We start from the raw sequence: 16,840 nt of genomic DNA on the forward strand, positions 1-16,840 counted from the left end.
AAGCAAAACTTGTCAAGTTTTGCCGATAAATGCCGGCGGACCTGTCGGAGAAGGCCCCGTTCCGGCAGAGAGAGGCGTATTAGGCCCGACGGGTCCGAAAGACAGGCCCAGGCAAGCCTTAGTCAGGCTTCCGGCAGGCCTCGTTATACTGTAATTTCATACAGTCCAAGCCAGATGGGCCCCGAACCCTCCACCCCGCCAGACGCCGCCTGCGTCGTTGCGCACGTCGTTTCCGTCAAGGCCCTGTGCGCCTTCGGCGCGAAGGCGGGCGACCTCGACCTGCGCTTCGTGCCCGCGCCCAGCGCGCTCGAGGGCATGGCCGGCCATGCGCTGGTGCAGCACCGGCGCGGCGAGGGCTACGAGAGCGAAGTCGGCCTCGACACCACCTGCGGCGCGCTGCGGGTGCGCGGCCGGGCCGACGGTTACGAGCCGCGCAGGCACCGCGTGGAAGAAATCAAGACCTTCCGCGGCGACTTCGACGCCATCCGCGGCAACCACCGCGCGCTGCACTGGGCCCAGGCCCGCACCTATGGCTGGATGCTCTGCGAGCAGAACGGCCACGACCGGATGACGGTGGCGCTGGTCTACCTCGACCTTGCCACCGGCGACGAAACCGTGCTCGAGGAACACCACACCCGCGAGGCGCTGCGCGAACATTTCGAGCTGCTGTGCGCGCGCTACAGCGCGTGGGCCGCCAGCGAGGCGGCGCACCGCGGCGCGCTCGACGCCGCGCTGGCCGGGCTCGAATTTCCGCACAGCGACTTCCGCGCCGGCCAGCGCGAACTGGCCGAGGCCGTCTACCGCGCGGCCATGGGCGGGCGCTGCCTGATGACGCAGGCGCCCACCGGCATCGGCAAGACGCTGGCCACCATCTTCCCGCTGCTCAAGGCGCGGGCCGCGAAGAACGCGCAGGGCATCGACAAGGTCTTCTTCCTCACCGCCAAGACCTCGGGCCGGCCGGTGGCGCTCGACGCGCTGCGCGTGCTCGACAAGGGCCGGGGGCCGGGCCGGCTGCGCGTGCTCGAGCTCGCGGCGCGCGAAAAGGTCTGCGAATACCCCGACCGCGCCTGCCACGGCGACGCCTGCCCGCTGGCCCGCGGTTTCTACGACCGGCTGCCGGCCGCGCGCGAACAGGCCGCGCAGGCCGCCTGGCTCGACCGCGCGGCGCTGCGCGACATTGCGCTGGCGCACGAGGTCTGCCCCTATTTCCTCGCGCAGGAAATGACCCGCTGGGCCGACGCCGTGGTGGGCGACTACAACTACTACTTCGACAGCAGCGCCTTCCTGTACGCCACCATGCGCGACGCCGACTGGCGCGTGGCCGTGCTGGTCGACGAGGCGCACAACCTGCTGGAGCGCGCGCGCGGCATGTACACCGCGCCGCTGGAAGGCGCCGCGCTCGAGGAGGCGCACCGCGTGGCGCCCGCCGCGCTGCGCGGCCCGCTGGCGCGCCTGTTCCGCGAGTGGGACACCGTGCAGCAGCCGCAGCAGGCCGCCTACGAGACCAGCGACGAAGTGCCCGAGCGCTTCCTGCGCACGCTGCAGGCCGCCAACACCGCCATGGCCGAGTACTTCGCGGCCACGCCCGATGCGTCGCAAGGCCCGTTGCAGCGCTTCTTCTTCGACGCGCTGCACTTCGCCCGGCTGGCCGAAGCCTTCGGCGACCACTCGGTGTTCGAGCGCACGCTGGGCGAGACCCAGGCCGAGCGCACGCTGGCCATCCGCAACCTGGTGCCCGCGCCGTTCCTGGAATCGCGCTTCGGCGACGCGGTGTCGGTCACCTGCTTCTCGGGCACGCTGTCGCCGTTCGAGTTCTACCGCGATGCGCTCGGCCTGCCGCAGAACACGGCCCTGCTCGACGTGGCTTCGCCGTTCACCAGCCAGCAGCTGCGCGTGGAGGTGGCCACGCACGTGTCGACGCGCTTTCGCGATCGCGCGGGTTCGCTGCGCAACGTGGCGGACATCATCGGCGCCCAGTTCGAGCGCATGCCGGGCAACTACCTGGCCTTCTTCAGCAGCTTCGACTACCTCGACAAGGCCTGCGCGGCGTTCTCCCTGCGCCACCCCGGCGTGCCGGTGTGGACGCAGACGCGCGGCATGCGCGAGGCCGACCGGCACGACTTCATCGCGCGCTTCCGTGAGGGCGGGCAGGGCATCGGCTTCGCGGTGCTCGGCGGCGCGTTCGGCGAGGGCATCGACCTGCCGGGCAGCCGGCTCATCGGCGCCTTCGTGGCCAGCCTGGGGCTGCCGCAGTACAACGAGCTCAACGAGATCACGCGCGAGCGCATGCAGACGCGCTTCGGCAAGGGCTACGAGTACACCTACCTCTACCCGGGCCTGCAGAAGGTGGTGCAGGCCGCCGGGCGGGTCATTCGCACCGAGGAAGACCGCGGCGTGCTGCACCTGCTGGACGACCGCTTCGCGCGCGCCGAGATCCGCGAGCTGCTGCCGCGCTGGTGGCATGTGCAGCTCGCCGAAAGGCCGGCGGGAAGGCCGGAGCCCGATGCGAGCCGCTAGACGCCTGGAACATGCCGGCCAGCCCGACCTGTTCGGCGAGGCGCCGGCCGCGGCCATCGAAGGGCTGCGCTACGAGAACGGCTTTCTCTCGCGCGGCGAAGAGGCCGAGCTGCTGCGCATCGTGCAGGGCCTGCCGCTCAAGGAGATGCGCTACAAGGAATACACGGCGCGCCGCCGCGGCATCGGCTTCGGCGGCAGCTACGACTTCGACACCAACCGCCTGAAGCCCGGCGCGCCGCTGCCCGAGATGCTGCACCCGCTGCGCGCGAAGGCGGCGGCCTGGGCCGGCATCGCACCGGAAGACCTCGGCCATGCGCTCATCGCCGAATACCGGCCCGGCACGCCGCTGGGCTGGCACCGCGATGTGCCGGACTTCGAGGAGATCGTCGGCGTGTCGCTGCACAACGATGCGGTGATGCAGTTCCGCCCGTACGTGCCGGAACGGCCGGGACCAACGGGCGCACCGGGCGCACCGGCATCGGGGCCCGGCACACTCGAGTTCCTGGTCGAGCCGCGCTCCATCTACGTGCTTCGCGGGCCGGCACGCTGGGCGTGGCAGCACGCCATCGCGCCGACCGAGGCCTTGCGATACTCGATCACCTTGCGCACCCGCAGACGGAAGAGCCCATGAACCGCACCACCTTCCTCAAGCTGCTCACGCAAAAGCTCTATCCCGTGTTGAAGGCCGAAGGCTTCCAGGGCACCGGCCAGACGCTGCGGCGCATCGAGGGGCCGTTGATCCACGTGTTCAACGTGCAGGGCGCGAGCGGCGGCAAGGCCTGCTACCTGAACCTGGGCGCGCACCTCGCGTTCCTGCCGGGCGAGGGCGGCGGGCCGGTGGCGCCGCAAGAGATGGAAGAAGCGGGCTGCGTCTTCCGCGACCGCATGGAGCCGCCGCCCGGTGCGGCCTTCGGCTGGGCCTACGGCACGTCGAAGGCGCAGGCCGAGGAAAACGTGGACTTCATCGTGAGCGAATGGGCGGGGCCGGGCCGCGCTTTCTTCGCCCGGCACGCCAGCTATCCGCGGAGCTTCGAGCAGATGCTGCGCGAGACCGAGCCGAGCCGGATCCATGCACGCACGGCGCTGCACCTGGCGCGCATCGCCGCGCACCCGGGCGACCGGGAGCGCGCGCGGGCGCTGGTCGATGCGGGCCTGGCGAGCGCGCCCGAACGCGCGACTTCGCTGAAGGCGGATCTGGAAAAGGTCTTGGCCGCCTAGCTGCGCGCCGCGCCGCCACTGCTTCGAGGGACCTGCAGCCCGCGAGAACGGGTTGATCCTGCCCATCGTCCAGGCCGCGCGGCAGCCACGCTCCTACAAGGGGCGACGCCGCGCGCCGACGAATGCGCAGGCGGGGCCTTCCTAACTTGGGTCCATGTTCGACCCCGCGCCCGCCGATGCCCTTGATTCCTTGATGCTCCGGCATGGCCGCGACCTGGCGCTCCGGCACCTGGTCGACGCGGGCATCGACCTGCTGCCTCTTCCGGGCTCGGGCTCGGGTTCGGGTTCGGGTTCGGGCCACACGTTGGCGCGGTGGCGCGTGCTGGCGAACGTGGCCGCGCACGATCTCTCGCTCGTCAAGCTGTTCGAAGGCCACACCGACGCGCTCGCCATCCTGGCCGAGCTCGGTGGCGCACCGGCCACGCCCGCAGGTGCGCGCTGGGCCACCTGGTGCGCCGAGCCGCCCGATGCGCGCGTGGTGTTCGAAGCCGAGAGCAAGGGCGGCATCCGCCTGACCGGCACCAAGGCCTGGTGCTCCGGCGCGGCCAGCGTCACGCATGCCGTGCTCAGCGGCTGGAACGCCACCGGCGAGCCCTGCCTGGCGGCGGTCGCGATGGACCAGCCCGGCGTGCGCGTGACCGGCGACGGCTGGCACGCCGTGGGCATGGCCGCGAGCGCCAGCGTCGATGTGCGCTTCGACGGCGCACGCGCGGTGCAGATCGGCGCGCCCGGCGACTATGTGCGCCGGCCCGGCTTCTGGCAGGGCGGCGCGGGCATCGCCGCCTGCTGGTTCGGCGGCGCCCTGGGCATTGCACGCCGGGTGCGCGAACCCACCGGGCCGAAGTCGGACGCCCACCGCTTCGCGCACCTCGGCGCCATCGAGGTCGCGCTGGGCGCGGCCGCCGCGCTGCTGCGCGAATCCGCCGCGTGGATCGACCGCCATCCGCAAGCCGACGCCCAGCGCGTCGCGATGCGCGCCCGCCTGGCCGTCGAGCAGGCGGCCAACGATGTCATGCACCACGCCGGCCGCGCGGTCGGCGCGGGCCCGCTGTGCCGCGATCCGCATTTCGCGCAGGCGATGGCCGATCTGCCGGTGTTCCTGCGCCAGAGCCATGCCGAGCGCGACCTGGCGGCGCTCGGCCAGTTGCTCGGCAAACAGCCCACCCCAGACGACAACGAGCACAAAGAGGACACATCACCATGGACGCTGTAGCGCGCCGCGCCATCCGCGGCGAAGGCACCACCGAAGCCGAATGGCACCGCTGGCCCGGCCTGGCGAGCCTGCCCGCCATCGACCTGCGCGCATTGGTGCCCGAAGGCTCGCGTGCGGTGGTCGTCGCGCCGCACCCCGACGACGAGGTGCTCGCGGTCGGCGGCCTGCTGGCCCAGTTGGCCGACAGCGGCACGCCGGTCGAGGTGATTGCCGTGACCGACGGCACCGCCAGCCACCGCGGCTCGACCGAATGGACCGCCGAGCGGCTCGCGCAGGCCCGCCCGCGCGAGAGCCTGCGGGCGTTGCGGCGCCTGGGCCTGTCGATCGAGCCCGCGCGCCTGGGCATGCCCGACGGTGGGCTGAAGAATGTCCGCGCCTTGCTCGCCGCGCGGCTGGTGTCGCTGCTGCGTCCGCGCGACGTGGTGTTCACCACCTGGCGCCAAGACGGCCACCCCGACCACGAGGTCACGGGCCAGGCCTGCGCGCTGGCCGCGGCAAGTGCCGGCGCGCGGCTGGTCGAAGTGCCCGTGTGGGGCTGGCACTGGTCGCGCCCCGGCGATGCCCGCATGCCGTGGGCGCACGCCTTCCGCCTGCCGCTGAGCGAGGAGGCCGTGCGCCGCAAGCGCGCGGCCGTGAAGGCCTTCACGAGCCAGTTGAAGAGCGACACATCGACCGGTTCCGGTCCGGTGCTGCGCGCCACCACCGTCGAGCGCGCCGCGCGGCCCTACGAGGTGGTGTTCCTGTGAGCACCGGGCAACGCCCTTATTTCGACGCGCTCTACGCGGCCAGCGACGACCCCTATGCCTCGCGCGAGCGCTGGTACGAGGCGCGCAAGCGCGCCGTGCTGCTGGCCGCCTTGCCGCAGGCGCACTACCGGCGCGTCTACGAGCCGGGCTGCGGCATCGGCGAACTCACGCTGGCGCTGTCGCACCGCTGCGACGAGCTGCTGGCCAGCGACTTCTCGGCCCATGCGGTCGAGCTCGCGCGCAAGCGCACCGCCGGTCGGGCGCATGTGCAGGTCGCGCAGCACGCGCTGCCGATGGACTGGCCCTGCGACGCCGGCCGCTTCGACCTGATCGTGCTCAGCGAACTCGGCTACTTTCTCGCGCGCCACGACATGCAGCGCGTGGCCGAATGCTGCAAGGCCTCGCTGGAGGCCGACGGCACGCTGGTCGCCTGCGACTGGACGCCCGACTTCGCGCAGCGCAGCCTCTCCACGCGCGAGGTGCACGGCATTCTTTCCGGGCTCGGCCTCGCACGCCTCGCGCTGCACGAGGAAGACGACTTCGTGCTGCAGGTCTGGGCGCGCGACGGCCGCTCGGTGGCGCAGCGGGAGGGCATCCGGTGATCGGCGTCGTCATTCCCGCGCACAACGAGTGCGAGCGCATCGGCGCCGCGCTGGCTGCGGTGCAACTGGCGGCCGCGCATCCGGCGCTGTGCGGCGAAGCGGTGCAGGTGGTGGTCGTGCTCGACAGCTGCAGCGACGGCACCGAGGCGGTCGCCGCACGGCTCGGCGCCGTGTGCCTGGTGCTGGACGCGCGCAACGTCGGCGTGGCACGCGCCCGTGGCGCCGAGTGCTGCATCGAAGCCGGCGCGCGCTGGCTCGCCTTCACCGATGCCGACACCGTGGTCTCGCCCGACTGGCTCGTGATGCAGCTGGCCGAGCAGGCCGACGCGGTGTGCGGCTGCGTCGTGGTCGGCGACTGGCACACCCACGGCGCCGACGGCGAACGCGGCGAGCGGGCGAGGGCGCTGTTCGACAGCCGCTACACGCACGCCGACGGCCACCGCCATGTGCATGGCGCCAACCTCGGCGTGGCCACCGAGGCCTACCGCCGCGCCGGCGGCTTCGCGCCGCTGGCGTGCAGCGAAGACGTGGCGCTGGTCGACGCGCTCGCGGCCGCCGGCGCGCGCATCGCCTGGAGCGCGGGCCCGCGCGTCACCACCAGCGCGCGCACCGACGCGCGCGCCAGGGGCGGCTTCGGCGACACGCTGCTCGCCATGGTGGCCTCGCTGGCACCGGTGACGGCGCCCATGCCGACGCCGCTGCTTGGATTCACCCCCGCGCTGCCGTGACCGACACGCCCCACAGGCGGGGCTTGCCTTCCCACACCGCGAAGCCGCTCACGCGCTTGCGCACGGCCCAGGCGTCGATGCCGTTGAACAGCATCACCATGGGCACCTGCTGGATCATCTGCGCGTGGATCTGGTCGAACAGCGCCTGGCGCTTCTTCGGGTCCGACTCGGTGAAGCTGTCGTCGATCAGCTTGAGCGCCTGCGGGTCTTCCCACACCTTGCGCGACTGCTTGTCCTTCGGGCCCGAGAACTGCTCGTAGCTCAGCGCGGGGTCCAGCCGCGACGAGTAGCTGAACGAGCTCATCTGGTAGTTGCCGCTGTTGTAGCGGTCGAGCTGCGTGGCCCATTCGAGCACCTCGATCTGCGCATTGATGCCCACCGACTGCATCATGGCCTGCGCCAGCACGGCCACCGTGTAGCTGGGCACGTGGGCGCGCTTGTTGGTCTGGATGGTGATCTTCTCGCCCTTGTAGCCGGCCTCGCGCAGCAGCCTGGCGGCCTGCGCCGGGTCGTAGTGCCAGCCCTTCTTCTGCGCGGCGCTGTAGAAGGCCGAGCCCTTGTGGATGGCCGAGTTGTTCACCGAGCCCAGCCCTTCGGAGGCGGCCGCCACGATCTGCTCGATGTCCAGCGAGGCCGCAATGGCCTGGCGCAGCTTCTGGTTCTTCAGCAGCGGGTCGCGCGTCTGGATCAGCAGCACGTTCTTGATGGCTTCGGGTGGCGCCTGCACCGTGAGGTTGCGGTCGGTCCTGAGCTCCTGCGCGTCGCTCGAGGTGATCTGCCCCGCGTCGATGGCGCCCGACTTCAAGCCGGCCGCCGCCGTGGCCGCGTCGGGCACCACGAGAAACTTCACCGTGTCCACCAGCGGCGCCTTCAGGCCCACGTAGCCGTCCGGCTTGGTGGCGCCGGCGGGCGAGGTGTAGCCCTTGAAGGCCGCGAGCGTCACGTACTCGCCGCGCTTCCACTCGCCGAACTTGAAGGGGCCGGTGCCCACGGGCTTGTCCCAGCTGCCGTCGGCCTTCACCGAGCTCCTGTGCAGGATGGCCGTCATGCCGCAGTCGGTGCGCGCGAGCGTGTCCAGGAACACGGCCGAGGGCTTGTTGATCTTCATCACGAAGGTGGCGTCGTCGGGCGTGGCGGTCTCCACCACCTTCAGGCCGTTGCGCCCGTCGTACTCGCCGGTGCAGCGCCAGTCGGTCTTCGGGTCCATGTAGCGCTTCCAGTTCCAGGCCACGTCGGCCGCCGTCAGCGGCGCGTCGTTGTGGAACTTCACGCCCTTGCGCAGCTTGAAGGTGTAGGTCAGGCCGTCGGCCGACACGTCGACCGACTGCGCCAGCAGCGGGCCCACGCTGCCGTCCATGCGGTAGCCGACCAGCCCCTCGACAACGTTGAGCAGCACGCCGTCGGTGGTGTTGTCGCGGTTCACGCCGGGGTTGGTGGAGCGGATGTCTGCGGGCTGGGCCACCGTGACCGTGCTTTGGGACAAGGCGCCCGAGGCCGCGAAAGCACCCAGGCAGGCGGTGGCGATGGCGGCGTGGCGAAAGAGAAGACGGGGCATGAAGTGACTCCTGCGGGCAGATACGAAAGAAAGATCAGGCGAGGGCGGGTGCCGGGGTTTCGGCGCGGGCGTTCGCTGGGGCTTCGGCACCGAAGCGCCAGCGCAGCCGCACGCCGCCGCCGGCGGTCGGCTCCAGCGCCGGAATGGCCGACAGCAGCTGGCGCGTGTAGTCCTGGCGCGGCGCATCGAACACCGCGTCGCGCGGGCCTTGCTCGACGATGCGGCCGTCCTGCATCACGATCACGCGGTCGGCCACCTGCTCGACCACGCCAAGGTCGTGGCTGATGAACAGGCAGGAAAAGCCGTGGCGCTTCTGCAGCTGCGCGAACAGCTCCAGCACCTGCGCGCGCACCGTCACGTCGAGCGCGGACACCGGCTCGTCGGCAATCACGAAGGCCGGGCGGCGCACGATGGCGCGCGCAATGGCCACGCGCTGGCGCTGGCCGCCCGAAAGCTCGTGCGCGTAGCGCGGCGCGAAGGCGGTGCCAAGGCCGACCTCGTCGAGCACCTCGGCGACGCGCCGGCCCTTGTCGGCGGCCGACATGCCGTTGACGAGCCGAAGCCCTTCGCCCACCAGCTGGCCGATGGTCATGCGCGGGTCGAGCGAGGCGTACGGGTCCTGGAACACCATCTGGCACTGCAGCCGGTAGTCGGACCAGCCGGCATCGGAACGCAGGATGGGCCGGCCGCGGAACAAAATCTCGCCGCCGCTGGGCTTGAGCAGGCCGGCAATGGCGCGGCCCAGCGTGGTCTTGCCCGAACCCGAGCCGCCCACCACCGCCACCACCTCGCGCGGCCGCACCACCAGGTCGATGCCGTGCAGCGCGCGCTTGGGCACCGCCTTGGCGAACAGGCGGCGATGGCCCGGGTAGTCGACCACCAGGTTGCGCACCTCGACCACGGGCGCCTCGTCGGGCACCTGCCGCGCGGGCAGGCGCCTCGGCATGGCCTGCAGCAACTCGCGCGTGTATTCGTGCTTCGGCCGCTCGAGCATCTCGTCGGTGCGGCCGGTTTCCTTCACCTCGCCGTGCCGCATCACGACCATGCGCTGCGTGAAGCGCGCGACCATCGGCAGGTCGTGGCTGATCATGAGCACGGCGGTCCGGTGCTCGCGCGTGAGGCCCACCATGAGCGCCAGCACGTCGCGCTGCACCACGGCGTCGAGCGCGGTGGTCGGCTCGTCGGCAATCAGCAGCGCGGGCTCCAGCAGCATCACCGAGGCCAGCATCATCCGCTGGCGCATGCCGCCCGAGAACTCGTGCGGCCAGGCGTCGAGCGCGCCCTTGGGGTCGCGGATGCCCACGCGCGCCAGCATGTCGAGAATGCGCGCCTGCCGCGCCGCGGCCGACAGGTCGCGCCGGTGCAGCGCCAGCGCCTCGCCGAGCTGCTTGCCGATGGTCATCGACGGGTTGAGCGAAGTCATGGGCTCCTGGAACACCATGCCCACGCGCGCGCCGCGCAGTTCGCGCAGCCGCGCCGGCCGGGCCTGCGCCAGGTCTTCGCCCTCGAACAGGATGCGCCCGGCCGTGCGCACCAGCGGCGGCGGGGTGAGGCCCATGAGCGCGCGGGCGGCCTGCGTCTTGCCGCTGCCCGACTCGCCGACGATGCCGACCATCTCGCCCGGCGCGATGTCGAAGGACACGTTGCGCACGATCTCGCGCCCGCCCAGGCCGACGGCCAGCGTCAGGCCTTCCACGCTGACCAATGGCGTTGCTGTGGCTGTAGCTGTTGTTGTGCCTGTCGTCGTCATTGCACGCCCTTCATGCGCGGATCGAGCCAGTCGCGCACCGCGTCGCCCAGCAGGTTGATGCCCAGCAGCGTGAGCGCGATGCACAGGCCCGGAAGAATCGAGAGGTGGCTGGCCTGCGCCATGAACGGGCGGGCCGACGCGAGCATGTTGCCCCAGGTGGGCGCCGGCGGCGGCACGCCCAGGCCCAGGAACGACAGCGCGCTCTCGGCCAATATGACCCAGCCGAACATCGAGGTGGCCAGCACCGTGAGCGGGCCCGTGCAGTTGGGCAGCACGTGGCGCACCATGGTGTAGAGCTCGGAGTTGCCCAGCACGCGCGACGACTCGATGAACTCCTTCTCGCGCAGCGACAGCACCGTGCCGCGCACGATGCGCGTCACCGAGGGCGTGTAGGCCAGCCCCAGCGCCAGCACGATGCCGTACTGGTTCGCGCCCACCACCGCGAGCAGGCCCAGCGCCAGCAGCAGGCCGGGGAAGGCCAGCAGCGCGTTGTTGAAGGCCATCACGATGCGGTCGGTCCAGCCGCGCAGGAAGCCCGTGAGCACGCCCACGATGCTGCCCACCACGATCGAGAAGCTCACCGTCAGCACGCTGATCCACACGCTGGTGGCGGCGCCAGCCATGAGGCGCGAGAGCTCGTCGCGGCCGAACTCGTCGGTGCCCAGCAGGTAGGCGCCGCCCGGCAGCTTCAGGCGCGAGCCGAAGTTGATGCGCAGCGGGTCGTGCGGCGTCCACAGCAGGCTCAGCAGCGCCGCGCCCACGATCAGCGCGACCACGGCGATGCCCACCAGGGCGTTCAGCGGCATTCGTTTCTTGTGTTTCATCGGGCTCATTCGACGGCGACGCGGGGGTCGAAGAGGGGGTAGCAGAGGTCGATCACCAGGTTCACCACCACGTAGATCACCGCCACGAACAGCAGGCAGCCCTGGATCACCGGGTAGTCGCGCGCGAAGATCGCGTCGACCAGCAGGCGGCCCAGGCCGGGAATGGTGAACACCGTCTCCACCACCGCGATGCCGCCGAGCAGGTTGCCCAGCACCAGGCCGATGAGCGTCCAGGTCGGGCCGAAGGCGTTCTTGAAGGCATGGCGCATCAGCACCGCGCGCTCCGACAGGCCCTTGGCGCGCGCATGCGTGATGTAGTCCAGCCGCAGCACCTCCAGCGTGCTGGCGCGCGCCATGCGCATGAGCACGCCGATCTCGTGCAGGAACAGCGTGAGCACCGGCAGCACCAGGTACAGCAGGCCGTTCTTCCAGTCTTCGGCGATGCCCACGTAGCCCACCACCGGCAGCCAGCCCAGCTTCAGGCCGAACAGCAGCAGCAACAGCAGGCCGAGCCAGAAGGTCGGAACCGACACCAGCAGCGTGGCCGAGCCGACCAGCAGCAGGTCGGGCGCGCGGTTCTGCTTCCACGCGGCGACCATGCCCGCGGGCACCGCCACCATCGCGGCCAGCGCCACGGCCACCAGCACGATGCGCCCGCTGATCAGGAAGCGGTCGGTCACCAGCGAGAGCACGTCCTGCCCGCTGTTGATCGAGGTGCCCAGGTCGCCCTGCAGCACGTGGCCGAACCAGATGCCGAACTGCGCCGGCAGCGAGCGGTCGAGCCCGAGGCGGGCGCGCAGCTCGGCCAGGCTGGCCGGCGTGGCGAGGTCGCCCAGCAGCAGCTGCGCGGGGTCGCCGGGAATCAGCCGTATCAGCACGAACACCGACACCGCCACGATGAGCAGTGTGGGAATCGCCATCGCGATACGGGCCGCTGCGAAACGGAACATGGGCCTTCTTCCTTGTCGAATGAAGTGTCGGGGGCGCGGGAGCGTCGGGAGCTCAGGTCGTCAGGCCGACGATGACACGGCGCGCGGCTCGCGCAGCGCATACAGCGCGTCGGCCAGGAAGTCTTGCACGCGGCCCACGCAGGCCAGGCCGTTGTGCGGCACGTTGTCCAGCAGGTCGAAGGTGACCTTCACGCCGGCCGCCTCGAACGAGCGGCGCAGCGTGTCCAGCCGCTCGGGCCGGGTGCGCCCGGATTCGTTGGCGCCGGGCATGTAGTACTTGCCGCCTTCGCGGTGCGTGATCTCCCAGGTCTCGATGTCGGCCTTGCCGGCAATCATCTGCACCGGCACCTGGCGCAGCGCGTCCAGGTCGATGGGCTTGCCGAAGCGCGTCTCGAAGTCCTTGGTGCCGACCCACCAGCCCTGCGTGGGGTCGAGCTGCGTCACCGAGCCCGGTGCGCCGATCGACGCGGCCCACAGGTGCTCGGGGTGCAGCATGGCGAAGCGGTTGACGAACTGGCCGCCGCCCGAATAGCCGAAGAGGGCGAAGCGGCTGAAGTCGCAGCCGAACTTCTCGGCCACCTCGGCCACCATGTCGAGCAGGATGCGGTCGTAGTGGATGTCGGCCTCCACCAGGTGCTTGAAGCCGTCGCGGTTGCCGTCGCCGCGCACGCCGGCCGGGAACAGCGGGCACAGCACGATGCAGTCGTTCCACTTGGCGAAGCCGCTGAAGGCCTCGCGGTAGTTGACGAAGGCGCGGCCGGTGCCGTGCATCACCACCACCAGCTGCATGGGGCGCGCGCCGGGCTTGCCGATGTGGTGCGGCACGTAGGTGCAGTACGAAAAACGCGGGTCGCTGCGCGAGGCGTAGATGGTGCTGGCGCCCAGGTCGTAGATGGCGCGGGCGCGCTGCTCGGCGAAGGCCGTGGGGGCTTGGGGGGGAGCGTTGGAGGTCATGAAGAGAGGGGCTGCGGTGGGAAGGCGATGGGCGTGGGAGGCCGGCGGCTCAGAGCGTGTATTCCTGGAAATTGCGCGCCTCGTAGGGCTTGCGCGCCACCCACATCACGCGGTTGGCGGCGTCCATCAGGGTGGTGGCCACGGTGGCCGAGATGCTGCTGAAGTCCGCCGGCTTGGGGGTGCGCAGCACGCCGTCGGGCTTGCCGAACTCGTCGGCCAGCGCAGCCTTCACGTCGCTCCAGCCGACGCGTCCTTCGGCGCCGTGGGTGATGCGGCGCAGCGCGTTTTCCACGCGGTGCTGGCGGTAGATGCTGTCGGGGCGCTGCGGCAGGCCGGGGTCGCGCAGCTTGACGACGGCGGCGGGCGACATCCAGTGGTTGGCGTGCACCAGCAGGTCGTTCTCGGGCAGCGTCCAGAAAATCTCGCCGGGCGAGGTTTCCAGGCTGATGCCCGAGCCGTCGTTGCCGCTGGCCTGCGCCAGGATCATGTTGTTGGCGCAGTAGCGCTTGGAGGCCCAGATGGTCTTCATGGCCTGCGCCAGGTTGGCGGCCTCGAGCACGCGGCGGCGCAGCAGCACCAGCGGCACGCCGGCGCCTTGCTGGAAGTCTTCATGGCAGGTCAGCGAATTGCCGGTGAGCGACACGCCGTTGCTGTTGAAGCCGTGGCGCGCCAGCGCGCCGGCCTCGGTGAAGGTGAGCATGTCGGGGCCGTCCGCGTTGCGGATGCGCAGCACGATGCCGGTGTCCACGCACTCCTGGCGCCAGTCCCAGTTGTGGGCGTGCATGAGGCGGCCGGTGGCCGAGCGCGCGGGCAGCACCAGCAGGCCGGTGCAGTCGCCGTCCTCGGAAGAGGGCGAGTCCGCCGCGGGTTCCGCGGCGCGCTTCATGTCGGCGTAGCCGAAGAGCATCTCGGTGCGGCAATTGATCATCACGATGTCCTCGAGCGGCACGCCCGCGCCTTCGGCGATGCCGCGCATCTCCTCGAGGTAGCTCGCGTCGTAGGCCTCGATCAGCGGCAGCATCGACTGCGCCAGCCGGCGGATGGTGGCGTCGTCCAGGCCGCGGCGGCCGAGCTGGGCGCGGTAGAGCGCCACGCCGCCGGCCACGCGCTCGGGCACGGCGCGGCCGTGCTGCACACCGCGTGCATGGGGCGTTCCGGAAACGTCGACGAGGGGAAAGTACTGGGGGGTGGTCATGGTGGAGGAGGCCTGGTCTGTGGGTGTCATCGCCCTGCCGTCTGGAGGCGGTAGAGGGGCGTCGGGGCGGTGACCATGGCCGCATTGTTTTGCAAGCACAGGAAAAAATAAATTTAAAAATTATTTAGAATTGATAAAGAATTTCTTTTCCTTTCGGTCGCCGCCGGCCGGTTCTCCGTTCCCGGTTCCTGCTTCCTCGTTTCCGCATGAGCACCATCCGCTTTCTTCGCACCTTCGTCGCCGCGGCCCGTGGCGGCTCCTTTGCCGCCGCCGCCGACCAGGTGGCCCTGACGCAGCCCGCCGTGGGCCAGCAGATGCGCGCGCTCGAGGCGGAAATGAAGAAGACGCTGTTCGACAAGACCGGCCGCACCATGGTGCTGAGCCCGGCCGGCCACCTGCTGCTGCCGCGGGCCGAGGAGCTGCTGGCCCGCTACGAGTCGATGCGGCGCGACCTGCAGGACCAGCGCCAGATCGCCGGCACCATCAAGCTCGGCTCGCTCATCTCGGCCATGGGCCTGCTGTCGAGCACGCTGGCGCAGCTCAAGTCGCTGCACCCGAACCTCGAGGTCGAGCTGCGCGTGCGCGAGCAGACGCAGCTCATGCAGGACGTGGTGAGCGGCGAACTCGACGCGGCCGTGGTCGTCGAGCGCCAGTGGCCCGACGTGCCGGGCCTGCTGTGGACGCCGTGCTACGACGAGGCGCTGACCGTCATCGCGAATTCGGGCATTGCCTCGCCCGACACCTCCATTGCGAGCCTGTTCGCCACGCACCCCTTCATCCGCTTCGACCGCCGCACGCCGACCGGTGCGCGCATCGACCGCATCCTGCGGCGGCTGCAGCTGGTGCCCAAGGAGTTCCTCGAACTCAATTCGCTGCTGGCCATTGCCGAGCTGGTGCGCAAGAACGTGGGTTTCACCATGGCGCCGCTGCTGAAGAACTTCGACTGGGAAAGCGACCCCGCGCTGTGCGTGCTGCAACTGCCGGGCCGCCCGGTGGCGCGCCGGCTGGGCATGCTGGAGAACGGGCGGCGCAGCCACATCACCGCCGTGGTCCGCGAGGAGATGCTGGCGCACCTGCGCCGCATGAAGCCGGGCTCCTGACACGCCCTTGACAGAAGACAGACACCGCTGACGCGCAGCGCGTGCGTCTTCTTACCCGCGGCACGCAGCGCGCGCCCAGCATGGCTGCTTCACAACCTGCACGCACGGTGCACGACAAGCAAAGGAGCCATGCCATGCCAACAGGCGACAAGTCGTCCTACACGGACAAGCAGAAGCGACAGGCCGAGCACATCGAAGAGGGCTACGAGCACCGCGGCGTGGGCAAGGGCGAGGCCGAGCGCCGCGCCTGGGCCACGGTGAACGCCGAGACCGGCGGCGGCAAGAAGTCGGGCTCGGGGCGCGGCAAGGCCGAGAACCACGGCCCGTCGCGCAAGGGCGGTCGCCTGGGTGGCGCGGCCGCTTCGAACCGCAGCGCGGCCGAACGCTCGGCCTCCGCCAAGAAGGGCGCCGCCACGCGCAAGCGCAACGCCGAGAAGCGCGGCTGACAAGGGGCACACGATGCACATCATCCTGGGTGCGACGGGCCATGTCGGCTCGGCGCTCGCGCAAGCCTTGCTTGCGCACAACGAGCCGGTGACGGTGGTCACGCGCGACGCGCACAAGACTCAGGCGCTGCAGACCAAGGGCGCGCGCGTGGCCGTGGTCGACGTGTTCGACACGCCCGCGCTGCACCGCGTGTTCATGGGCGGCACGCGCGTCTTCGTGCTGAACCCGCCGGCGCCGCCGTCGACCGACACGGTCGCCCAAGAGCGCAAGAGCCTGCGCGCCATTCTTTCCGCGCTCGAAGGCTGCAAGCTCGAGAAGATCGTTGCCGAGTCGACCTACGGCGCGCAGGCCGGCGACGGCATCGGCGACCTGGGCGTGCTCCACGAGATGGAGCAGGCGCTGGGCGCGGGCCAGGTGCCGTTCAGCGCCATCCGCGCGGCCTACTACATGAGCAACTGGGACGCCTCGCTGAAGACGGCGCGCGAAGAAGGCAAGGTGCACAGCATGTACCCGCCCGACTTCAAGCTGCCGATGGTGGCGCCGCACGACCTCGGCCAGTTCGCCGCCAAGCTGATGCTGGGCTCGCCGGCACCGTCGGGCCCGCACTATGTCGAGGGGCCGCAGCGGTATTCGCCAGGCGACGTGGCGCGGGCTTTCTCGCAAGCGCTGGGCCGGCCGGTGGAAGTGGCCGTGACACCGCAGGCGCAATGGGTGCCGGCGTTCAAGGCGCTGGGCTTCTCGGATGCGGCGGCCAGGTCGTACGCGGAAATGACGCGCATCACGCTCGAAGACAAGTACGAGCCCGAGAAACCGGAGCGCGGTGCCATCTCGCTGGGCGAGTACATCACCGCGCTGGTGAAGAAGAGTTGACGAGGTCCGGCGCGCTGGCCTCAGGCCTGGCGCCGGGCCACCTCGTGCACGCAGCAGGTCTCGCCGTCCAGCACCCAGGCGCCTCCGGCTTTCGGAGCGGTCATGAGCCTCTGATCGTCGCATAGCCGAGATCGGCCAAGAGGGCGTCCGATCACCACGGAAAGCGCCCCG

Annotated in this window: 16 protein-coding genes; 10 read left to right on the top strand and 6 right to left on the bottom strand. The window is 70.7% G+C overall.

All coding sequences use genetic code 11. From position 1 onward, the window contains the following. Positions 1-174 precede the first annotated feature (174 nt). The 7 genes from BM004_RS12145 (at position 175) to BM004_RS12175 (ending at position 7,024) form a co-directional block, all read left to right on the top strand. Complete coding sequence (locus BM004_RS12145; RefSeq protein ID WP_093213510.1) at positions 175-2,517, top strand: ATP-dependent DNA helicase; 2,343 nt, start codon at positions 175-177, stop codon at positions 2,515-2,517. Further along, positions 2,504-3,148 carry an alpha-ketoglutarate-dependent dioxygenase AlkB gene (locus tag BM004_RS12150; RefSeq protein ID WP_093213512.1) on the top strand — a complete coding sequence of 215 codons (645 nt, stop codon included), beginning with the start codon at positions 2,504-2,506 and terminating at the stop codon, positions 3,146-3,148. The genes BM004_RS12145 and BM004_RS12150 overlap by 14 nt, the downstream gene beginning before the upstream one ends. Beyond that, on the top strand, positions 3,145-3,735 hold the full coding sequence (locus BM004_RS12155; protein ID WP_093213514.1) for a DUF4304 domain-containing protein: 591 nt from the start codon (positions 3,145-3,147) through the stop codon (positions 3,733-3,735). Before BM004_RS12150 ends, BM004_RS12155 begins: the two co-directional genes overlap by 4 nt. 154 nt (positions 3,736-3,889) lie before the next feature. After that, on the top strand, positions 3,890-4,948 hold the full coding sequence (locus BM004_RS12160; protein ID WP_371269297.1) for an acyl-CoA dehydrogenase family protein: 1,059 nt from the start codon (positions 3,890-3,892) through the stop codon (positions 4,946-4,948). Next, positions 4,936-5,694 (top strand): PIG-L deacetylase family protein, encoded by a 759-nt coding sequence (locus tag BM004_RS12165; RefSeq protein WP_093213515.1) that lies wholly within the window; start codon positions 4,936-4,938, stop codon positions 5,692-5,694. The genes BM004_RS12160 and BM004_RS12165 overlap by 13 nt, the downstream gene beginning before the upstream one ends. Then, positions 5,691-6,296 (top strand): class I SAM-dependent DNA methyltransferase, encoded by a 606-nt coding sequence (locus tag BM004_RS12170; protein WP_093213517.1) that lies wholly within the window; start codon positions 5,691-5,693, stop codon positions 6,294-6,296. Before BM004_RS12165 ends, BM004_RS12170 begins: the two co-directional genes overlap by 4 nt. Beyond that, the gene (locus BM004_RS12175) at positions 6,293-7,024 is read left to right on the top strand and encodes a glycosyltransferase family 2 protein (protein ID WP_093122099.1); all 732 of its coding nucleotides are present in this window, start codon (positions 6,293-6,295) and stop codon (positions 7,022-7,024) included. The genes BM004_RS12170 and BM004_RS12175 overlap by 4 nt, the downstream gene beginning before the upstream one ends. Here BM004_RS12175 and BM004_RS12180 read toward each other — a convergent pair. Genes BM004_RS12180 through BM004_RS12205 form a run of 6 tightly spaced genes read right to left on the bottom strand, consistent with a single transcriptional unit; the run spans position 7,005 to position 14,252 of the window. Continuing rightward, entirely contained in the window at positions 7,005-8,579 is a 1,575-nt protein-coding gene (locus BM004_RS12180) for an ABC transporter substrate-binding protein (protein ID WP_093213519.1), read from the bottom strand. The two genes, BM004_RS12175 and BM004_RS12180, sit on opposite strands and share 20 nt — an antisense overlap. A gap of 34 nt (positions 8,580-8,613) precedes the next feature. Continuing rightward, on the bottom strand, positions 8,614-10,329 hold the full coding sequence (locus tag BM004_RS12185) for an ABC transporter ATP-binding protein (protein WP_093213521.1): 1,716 nt from the start codon (positions 10,327-10,329) through the stop codon (positions 8,614-8,616). Then, entirely contained in the window at positions 10,326-11,153 is an 828-nt protein-coding gene (locus BM004_RS12190; RefSeq protein WP_093213523.1) for an ABC transporter permease, read from the bottom strand. Before BM004_RS12190 ends, BM004_RS12185 begins: the two co-directional genes overlap by 4 nt. 5 nt (positions 11,154-11,158) lie before the next feature. Then, positions 11,159-12,103: an ABC transporter permease gene (locus tag BM004_RS12195; RefSeq protein ID WP_093122089.1), complete on the bottom strand. Its 945-nt coding sequence runs from the start codon at positions 12,101-12,103 to the stop codon at positions 11,159-11,161. 60 nt (positions 12,104-12,163) lie between these two features. Then, complete coding sequence (locus tag BM004_RS12200; RefSeq protein ID WP_093122087.1) at positions 12,164-13,057, bottom strand: alpha/beta hydrolase family protein; 894 nt, start codon at positions 13,055-13,057, stop codon at positions 12,164-12,166. Positions 13,058-13,106: 49 nt separating this feature from the next. Further along, positions 13,107-14,252: a C45 family autoproteolytic acyltransferase/hydrolase gene (locus tag BM004_RS12205; protein WP_093122084.1), complete on the bottom strand. Its 1,146-nt coding sequence runs from the start codon at positions 14,250-14,252 to the stop codon at positions 13,107-13,109. Between the two features lie 206 nt (positions 14,253-14,458). Between BM004_RS12205 and BM004_RS12210 the strand changes: the two genes are divergently transcribed. The 3 genes from BM004_RS12210 (at position 14,459) to BM004_RS12220 (ending at position 16,669) form a co-directional block, all read left to right on the top strand. Next, complete coding sequence (locus BM004_RS12210) at positions 14,459-15,352, top strand: LysR substrate-binding domain-containing protein (protein ID WP_093213525.1); 894 nt, start codon at positions 14,459-14,461, stop codon at positions 15,350-15,352. A gap of 134 nt (positions 15,353-15,486) precedes the next feature. Continuing rightward, a complete protein-coding gene (locus tag BM004_RS12215) occupies positions 15,487-15,798 on the top strand; it encodes a plasmid stabilization protein (protein ID WP_093122079.1) in 312 nt (103 codons plus the stop codon). A 13-nt stretch (positions 15,799-15,811) separates the two neighbouring features. Beyond that, complete coding sequence (locus BM004_RS12220) at positions 15,812-16,669, top strand: NmrA family NAD(P)-binding protein (RefSeq protein WP_093213527.1); 858 nt, start codon at positions 15,812-15,814, stop codon at positions 16,667-16,669. Positions 16,670-16,840: the final 171 nt, after the last annotated feature.

Origin of the sequence: Variovorax sp. OK212 (genome assembly GCF_900112425.1) — a bacterium.
Lineage (GTDB): Bacteria > Pseudomonadota > Gammaproteobacteria > Burkholderiales > Burkholderiaceae_C > Variovorax.